This window comes from Streptomyces sp. SAS_272 (assembly GCF_052543235.1).
In genome coordinates this window covers 1-8,936 of the sequence record NZ_JBMNDR010000162.1, presented here as the reverse complement: position 1 = coordinate 8,936, position 8,936 = coordinate 1, and the positions used below count along the sequence as shown (strand labels likewise).

General features: G+C 74.2%; 2 protein-coding genes. Both read right to left on the bottom strand.

From position 1 onward, the window contains the following. A partial coding sequence (locus tag ACN6LD_RS41370) for a type I polyketide synthase (RefSeq protein WP_445045857.1) occupies window positions 1-3,732 on the bottom strand: 3,732 nt, incomplete at its 3' end. Window positions 3,733-3,978: 246 nt separating this feature from the next. Next, on the bottom strand, window positions 3,979-8,936 hold a 4,958-nt coding region (locus ACN6LD_RS41365; RefSeq protein WP_445045856.1), incomplete at its 5' end, for an SDR family NAD(P)-dependent oxidoreductase.

The following is an 8,936-nucleotide window of genomic DNA, read 5'->3' as shown; positions in this document are numbered from 1 at the left end:
ACCGCGCAACACCGCGAACAAGTCCCAGTCCACGAAGGGCCGCAGCGCCTCACGGCACTCCCCCAGACGCAGCGCGAACGGGCCGCCGTCGTCGAGGAGCTCGACGGCCATGGCAGGCCACTGGGCGCCCTGACCGGGAAAGACGAACACGGGATCGCCGAGCGGACGGCCGGCGCCACGCACCACACCGACCAGCTCGCCCACATCCGCGTGTTCGTCCGCGTCCATGTCGGCCAGCGAGCGCAGCCGCGTCAGCAGTTGCTTTCGATCGTCTCCGGTGACCGCCGCTCGGTGTTCGAACACGGTCCGTGAGCCGGCGAGCATGCGCGCCACCGCGTCGGTGGGCAGGTCGGGGTGACGTTCCAGGAAGTCCGCCAGCCGCCCGGCCTGGGCCCGCAGCGCGCCCTCACCACGCCCCGACAGCAGCATCGGCACCGCCACCCCGGACGGTTCGGCCACCGCTGCGGGAACGAGCTCCGCGGGCGCCTCCTCCAGGATCAGATGCGCGTTCGTGCCACTGGCGCCGAAGGAGGAGACGCCGGCGCGGCGGGGAGTGCCGGTGCGCGGCCAGGGCCGGGATTCGGTCAGGAGCTGGAGTGCGCCCGTGCTCCAGTCGACGTGGGGTGAGGGTGCGTCGATGTGGAGGGTGCGCGGCAGCGTGTCGTGGCGCATGGCCATGACCATCTTGATGACGCCGGCGACGCCGGCCGCGGCCTGGGTGTGGCCGATGTTGGACTTCACCGACCCCAGCAGAAGAGGCTCCCCGGCCGGACGATCCTGCCCGTAGGCGGCCAGGAGCGCCTGAGCCTCGATGGGGTCGCCGAGAGTGGTGCCGGTGCCGTGCGCCTCGACGGCGCTGATCTCGGCGGGGGCCAGCCCGGCCTGCGCCAGAGCGGTCCGGATCACCCGCTGCTGCGCGGGGCCGTTCGGGGCGGTGAGCCCGTTGGACGCGCCGTCCTGGTTCACCGCCGAACCCCGCACCACCGCCAGCACCGGATGCCCCAGCCGGCGCGCGTCCGAAAGCCGTTCCAGCAGGACCAGGCCGACGCCCTCGGCGAAGCCCGTGCCGCTCGCCCCGGCCGCGAACGCCCGGCACCGCCCGTCGGACGAGAGCGCCCCCTGACGGCTGAACTCCACGAGTGCGCCGGGCGTCGACATCACGGTGGCGCCGCCCGCGAGGGCGAGGGTGCACTCGCCCTGCCGCAGCGACTGCGCCGCCAGATGGATCGCCACCAGCGACGACGAACACGCCGTGTCCACCGTGATCGCCGGCCCCAGCAGACCCAGTGTGTAGGAGATACGGCCGGAGGCGACGCTGACGGCCGATCCGTTGCCGAGGTAGCCCTCCAGGTTCTCGGGGGCGCGCTCGTGGAGGCCGGGGCCGTAGCCCCCGTACATCACGCCGGCGAAGACGCCTGTCCGGCTGCCCTTCAGCGAGACCGGGTCGATGCCCGCGCGTTCGAAGGTCTCCCAGGCCGTCTCCAGCAGCAGCCGCTGCTGCGGATCCATCGCCAGCGCCTCACGCGGCGATATCCCGAAGAACGCCTCGTCGAACCGTCCGGCGCCCTCCAGGAACGCGCCCTGGCGGGCGGACGACTTTCCGCCGCCGCTGCTTTCGTCGCCCAGGAGCCGGTCCAGGTTCCAGCCCCGGTCGTCGGGAAGCGGTCCGACCGCGTCGGTCTCCGCCACGAGCAGGTCCCACAGCTCCTTGGGCGTCCGGGCGCCGCCGGGCAGACGGCAGCCCATCGCCACGACGGCGATGGGCTCGTCCGACCGGCCCGTCACAGCCGTTCCCTCGGCCTCCCCCGCGCTCTCCGCGCCGGCGCCGCCCTCCCCCAGGCCGTCGAGGTACCGCGCGAGGGCTTGCGGGGTCGGGTAGTCGTAGGCCACGGCGGCTGAGAGACGGTGACCGGAGGCGGCCGACAACCGGTCGCGGAGGGTCACGGCGGACAGGGACGTGAAGCCGAGTTCATGCAGAGGCCGATCGGCTGTCACCTCCTCGGAGGGCAGGCCGAGGACGTCCGCCACCACGGAGCGCACCAGGCCGAGCAGCCCGTGCCGCGTCGTCGGGAGGACGGCGTCGGCGGACGGCGGGGTGACGGCGGGCGCTGTTCCCGTCGGGCCTTCGGCGGCCAGGTCGGGGCGGACGCTCACCGACGGATTGACGACGAGCAGCGTTCCGGGCAGCTCGGCCAGCCGTCGACGGGCGGTCTTCCCCGTCGACGTACGCGGTATGGCGTCGATGACGTGGAACTCGTCGGGCACCTTGAAGTAGGAGAGTTCCCGGCGGCAGGTCTCCAGAAGCTCGCGGGCGTCGATGCCCCCGGGGCCTTCCGGACCCGGCACCAGGTAGGCGACGGGTACCTCACCCAGTACGGCGTGGGGCTTGCCCGCCACCGCGGCCTCGGCCACGCCGGGCACCCCGGCCAGGACGTGCTCCACCTCCGCGGGGTGGATGTTCTCGCCGCCGCGGATGATGAGTTCCTTGACCCGGCCGGTGATGGTGAGGTTCCCGGCGGAGTCCTGCCGGCCGAGGTCGCCGGTGCGGTACCAGCCGTCCACGAGCACGGCCCGGGTCGCTTCCGGGGCGTTGTGATATCCGGTCATGGTGGCCGGGCTGTGCACCCAGATCTCGCCCTCTTGACCGGCCGTCACCTCCTCTCCGGTCAGCGCGTCCGTCAGACGCAGCGTCAGGCCGGGCAGCGGGGCACCGGCCGCGCCGAGGACGCGTGGCCCGGTGAGCGCCTGGGTGGTGATGGCTCCGCCGGTCTCGCTGCTGCCGTAGCTGTCCAGGAGGCGGATGCCGAAGGTGTCCTCGAAGGCTTCGTGCAGCTCGGTCGGGCAGGCCGAGCCGGCCGCCATGCACACGCGCAGCTGCGGCAGTTCGAGCGCCTGCTCGCGCGCGATGTCCACCATGCGGTGGTACGTGGTGGGAGAGCCGACCAGGAAGGTGGCCTGCTCGCTGCGGACGGTCTCCATGATCTCGTCCGGGGCCGAGCCCTCCAGGATGTGGGCGAAGGCCCCGACGGCCAGCGTGGCGAGCACGCCGATGTTGTGCGAGGCGGCGTGGTACAGCGGCATCGGCCACACGAGGCGGTCGGTCGCGGACAGGCCGAGGATCGGCCGGGTGCATGCGGCCGTGGCCCAGAGGGACTTGCGCTGGGTCGTGACCACGCCCTTGGGGCGTCCGGTGGTGCCGGAGGTGTACAGGATCCAGGCCGTCTCGTCCAGGTCCAGGTCGTCCCGCGCGTCGGCGGGCGGCGGGGTGACGGCGAGGTGCTCGAAGTCGGCGGCGCCCGCGACCGGCTCGGTGGCGCCGACGACGATCAGACAGCAGTCCAGCCCGCTGCTCCGACCGGTCCTCAGCAGCTGGGGTATCTGCGCCGCGCCGCTGATCACCGTGCGGGCGCCGCTGTCGAGGAGATGGTGGGCGAGCTCGCTGTCGGAGGAGCGCGGGTCGACCGGCACGCCGACGGCTCCCGCGCGCGTGACGGCGAGATAACTCTCGATCATCTCGACCCGGTTGCCCATGCGCAGCAGGACGCGGTCACCGCGTCCGACCCCGAGTGCGGCGAGGTGCCCGGCCAGGAACCGGGTGCGCCGCTCCAGAGCACCGTAGGTGACGGACCGCCGGGAGTCCTGGAAAACCCGCTCGTCCGCTCGCTGCAGTGCGTGGTGCGTGAGGATCTCGTGCAGCGGGCGGACAAGTGCGACGGAGGGTTCTTCAGTCACAGCTCGGCTTCCAATCACATGGGACGATGGACGGACTCTGACAATCCGGGGCCGCCATCCCCCAGGCACCGTCGGCACAAGGAGCGGCAGAGATCGTTCCCGATCCTTGCCAAGCAGTATGTCGAGGGGGGCACTAGGTCTTTCTCTAAACCCGGCCCGGCGATGCCCTGGACGCCGCCTGCCGGCAAGGCGGAGGGCCCTGCCCCCGTCGAGCGGGGGGGCAGGGCCCTCGGTGCGGGGAGCCGGTCAGGCGCCTCGGGCGGTGAGCCAGCCGTCGGTGGCCCCGGCGGTGGAGCGGGCGTGGTCCTCCATCATCGTGAAGTGGTTGCCGGGGACGTCGAGGACGGTGTGGGCGCGGTGCCAGGACGTCTGCCACTCCTCGGGCCGCATCTCCTCACCGGGTTCCGCGGGCACCGGGGGCTCGCTGGAACGCACCAGCAGCACGGGGCACTCCAGGGGGCCCGGCTCCCATTCCCCGATCATCGCGACGTACCAGCTCATCGCGGTGAGCCGAGCCGAGTCCATGTGCGCGAACATCGACTCCCGTTCGAACATGCCGCTGAGCATCTGCTGGGAGAAGCGCAGGAACGGGGAGTCGGCCCGGGGCATATAGGTGTCCAGCAGGACGACGGCGGCCGGCGGAGCGCCGCGCTCCTGCATCCGCCGAGCCGCGGAGAGGGCGAGGACCCCACCGGACGACGAGCCGAGCAGGACCGGTCGGACGTCCCCGACGGTCCGCCGTACGGCGTCGGCGTGCAGGTCGGCCACCGCATCGAAGGTCGCCGGCAGCGCCTCCCCCGTGCCGAAGCCCTGGGTGGGCAGTGCCCAGACGTCGCGGCGGCCGCGGAACGGAGAGGCGAACCGGGCGTACTGGTGGACGCCGGCGAGGGCGACATAGGAGCTGAAGCAGACCAGCGGGGTCGCGGCGCCGCCTGCCGAGAGCCGGATCGCCCCGGGCAGGCCGGGGAGTTCGTCCGGCGAGGTGAAGGTGGGACGCAGTTCCGCCGCCGCCTGGAGCAGGGTGAAGCCGTCGTCGACACGGTCGTCGAGGCAGGCCTGCTTGAACAGGCCCCCGAGGGTGTCCTCGGGGCGGATGCCCGACGCGCCCGCAGCCTGTTCCCCGCCGGTCTCCTGCGGTGCCCGCTCGGCGAGCCGGCCGTGCACATGTGCGGCGAGGGCCTCTGGCGTGGCGTGGTCGAACAGAAGGGTCGGCGCCAGCTTCAGGCCGGTGGCGGTGGCGAGGTGGTTACGGAGTTCGACCACCGTGAGGGAGTCGAAGCCCTGCTCGGTGAAGAGCCGGTCGGGCTCCACCTCGTCCGCGCTCGCGTGCCCCAGCACGGTGGCGGCGAGGTCGCGCACCAGACCGAGCAGCACGGTGCGGCCCTCTTCCGCGGAGCGTCCCGCCAGCAGCGACGGGCCGGCCGGCTCCGATGGACCGGACGCGCTCCTGCGTCGCGCCGCCGCGGTGCCGGGCCGCAGCATCGCACGGACTCCTGCCCGGCCCGAACCGGTGGCGACGGCGATCACCGCGGGGTCGGCCGTGGTGAGGGCGTCGTCGAGAAGGGCGAGGGCGTCCTCGGTGGTCAAAGGACGCAGGCCGCCGCGGCTCAGTCGGCCCCGGTCGGTTCGGGACAGACGGGCGGTGATGCCGCTGTCGTCGCTCCACAGGCCCCAGGCGACGGACGCAGCGGGTCGTCCCGTTGAGCGCCTGAGAGCGGCGAGGCCGTCGAGGAAGGCGTTCGCCGCCGCGTAGTTGGCCTGGCCGGGAGCGCCGAAGGCGCCCGCCGCCGAGGAGAACAGCACGAACGCGGCCGGACGGTGGTCCGCCGTGGCGTGGTGCAGGTTCCAGGCGCCGTCCGCCTTCGGGCGCAGCACCGTGTCGAAGCGCGCCCCGTCGAGTGCGGTGAGGACGGCGTCGTCGGTGACGCCGGCCGCGTGGATCACCCCGGTCAGCGGCGCGTCGGCCGGCACGTGGGTCAACAGCAGTTCGACGTCGCCTCGCCGGGCGACGTCGCAGGCCTCCAGACGTACGCGGGCGCCCAGCTCCGTCAGCTCGGACACCAGGGCGTCCGCCCCGTCCGCGGCGGGGCCGCGTCGTCCGGCGAGCAGCAGCGAACGCACACCGTGCCGGGTGACGAGGTGGCGGGCGACGGCCCGGCCGAGGGCGCCGGTGGCGCCGGTGACGAGCACCGTGCCCGCGGCGAGGTCGGGTACGTCGCCGGGGGCGGCGGGCACGGCGTCGGGGTACAGGACCCGGCCGTCGCGGACCGCACTGTGCGGGCGGCCGGCTGCGATCGCTGCGAGCAGTGCGGCCTCGTCGCCGGCCTCGGTCCCGCCGGGCAGGTCCACCAGCTGGAACCGGCCGGGGTGTTCGGTCTGTCCGGCGCGGACCAGTCCCCACAGGGCGGCGGCGGTCACATCCGGCGGGACCACGCCCGCGGATGCGTCGTCCCGGCCCGCCGTCACGGCGCGGCGGGTGACGAACACGAGCCGGGCGTCGGCGTACCGCTCGTCGGCGAGCCAGCCGCTCATCACCTCGTGAGCGCGGGACAGGCGGCCCCGCAACGCCTCGGGCATGCCGTGATCGCCGACGTGACCCGCCTCCGGTGCGACGACGACCGCCTCGGGCATCGTCATGCCGGTGTCGAGCGCCTTGGCGAGCGACTCGAGGTCGGCGTAGGTCTCCACGTGGACCCCGGCCGCGTCGAGGGAGGCGACCACCCGGTCGTCGCCCCCGCCCAGGACGATCCAGCGCACCGTGCGCGGAGCGGGCGGCTCGGGGGCGGGAAGCGCCTCCTGCCAGTCCAGGCGCAGCAGTTCGGGCCGGCCCGTCCCCGCCGCGGCCGGGGCGGCGGTCACCGCCCGCAGGGTGATCGCATCGGCGGTGGCGACGGCCCGGCCGGTGGTGTCGGTGACCAGGACCCGGTAGCCGTGGTCGTGGCCGGCGGGGCTCAGGCGCACACGCAGCGCGGTCGCGCCGGTGGCGTGCAGGGTCAGCCCGGTCCACGCGAACGGCAGCATCGGCGCCGTGTCCTCGTCGTCGCGCCGCAGCCCGGGGCGCCTGACCAGCAGAGCCTGGACGGCCGCGTCGAGCAGGGCAGGATGCAGGGCGTGCCGGGAGGCGTCCTCCCGGTACGGCTCCGGCAGGGCGACCTCGGCGTACACCTCCTCGCCGCGCTCCCACACGCTGCCCAGGCCGCGGAAGCTCGGACCGTAGGCGAAGCCCGCGGCGGCGAAGGCCGGGTAGGGGTCCTCGCCGGAGACGAGGGAGGCTCCCGGCGGGGGCCAGGCGGCCAGGTCGCCTTCCGGCGCGGACGGCGGCTGCGGGGCGAGGACGCCCTGGGCGTGGCGCTGCCATTCCCCGTCGTCCGCGGAGGGCCTCGACCACACGGCGAAGGCACGGCGGCCCTGATCGTCGGCGGCTTCCACGGTGACCTGAAGGCGGGCGGCGCCCTCGGCGGGCACGACGAGCGGGCTGAGCAGGGTGAGTTCGCTCAGGTGGCCGCAGCCGGTGCGGTCGCCCACGTGCACGGCGAGGTCGAGGTAGCCGGTGGCGGGCAGGATGACCTGCCCGAGGACGGCGTGGTCGGCGAGCCAGGGGTGGCTGCGCAGTGACAGCCGTCCGGTGAACAGCGGGGCGTCCGAACCCGCGCGGGCTATCTCGGCCGCGAGGAACGGGTGGTCCGCGGGGTGCAGTCCGGCGGCCTCGGGGTCGCCGGCCGGGGCCACGGTCGGCAGCCAGAACCGCTGCCGCTGGAAAGCGTAGGTGGGCAACGGCACGGCGCGGGCGCCGGGGAGGAGCGCGGTCCAGTCGGGCTCGGCGCCGTGCGCGAACAGTGTGCCGACGGCGCGGAGCAGACAGCCGGTCTCGGGCTCGTCCCGCAGGACCGCTGCCGCGAACACCGTTTCGGCCGCGTCGGGCTCCGCCTCGGCGAGGGCCGTCTCGGCGAGCGCGGTGAGCGAACTGTCCGGCCCGACCTCCAGGAAGCGGCGGACGCCGAGGCCGTGCAGCCGGGTGACGCAGTCGTGGAAGCGGACCGGCTCACGAAGGTGCCGCACCCAGTGCTCGGGGTCGGTGAGCAGACCGGCGGTGGCCGGTTCACCGGTGCGTGCGGAGACGACGGACAGGACGGGCTCGTCGTAGGAGATGCCGGCGGCGACTGCGCGGAAGTCGTCGAGCGCCGGATCCATGAGCGGGGAGTGGAAGGCGTGGCTGACCCGGAGCCGCGTCGTGCGCCGGCCGGCCGCCGAGAAGTGCTCGCAGATCCGGGCGACGGCCTCCTCCGTGCCGGAGACGACGGTCGCGGAGGGCCCGTTGAGGGCGGCGACGCCGACTTCGCGTTCGTGTCCGGACAGCAGCGGCAGGACCTCCTGCTCGGTGGCCCGGATCGAGGCCATCGTGCCGCCGGAGGGGAGCGCCTGCATGAGCCGGCCGCGGGCGGCGACCAGGGCGCAGGCGTCGTCGAGGGAGAACACTCCGGCGACATGGGCCGCGGCGATCTCGCCGACGGAGTGGCCTGCGACGTGGTCCGGGCGGACGCCCCACGACTCCAGCAGGCGGTACAGGGCCACTTCGAAGGCGAACAGGGCGGGCTGTGCGTGCTCGGTGCGGTTCAGGAGTTCGGCGTCGTCTCCCAGGACCACCGCCCGCAGTCCCGGAACGCGTTCGCACACGGCGTCGAAGGCCTGCGCGAACACCGGATGGGCGGCGTGCAGTTCGCGGCCCATGCCGGGCCGCTGCGCCCCCTGGCCGGTGAACAGGAAGGCCGTGCGGCCGCCCGCTCGTGCGGCGCCGGTGACCGTGCCGGGCAGCGGCGTTCCCTCGGCCAGGGCCCGCAACCGGGCCGCGAGGCCGTCGTGATCGTCTCCGACGACGACGGCTCGGTGGGTGAACGGCGTCCGCGTGGTCGCGAGCGCCGACGCGGTGTCGGCGACGGCGACTTCGGGGTGTGCGCTCACGTGGTCGAGCAGACGGGCGGCCTGGTCGCGCAGGGCGTCACGGCTACGACCGGTGACGATCCAGGGCACCGGCACCGGCACCGACGCCTGCGCCTGCGCCTGCGCCTGCGATGGGACGGCGAGAGGTTCGCCGGTGTGCGATTCGCCGGCGTCGGACGTGTCGTGCGGTCCGTCGGCCGCGCCTTCGTCGTACGCCTCGTCGGCGACGCCCTCCAGAATGACGTGCGCATTGGTGCCGCTGATAC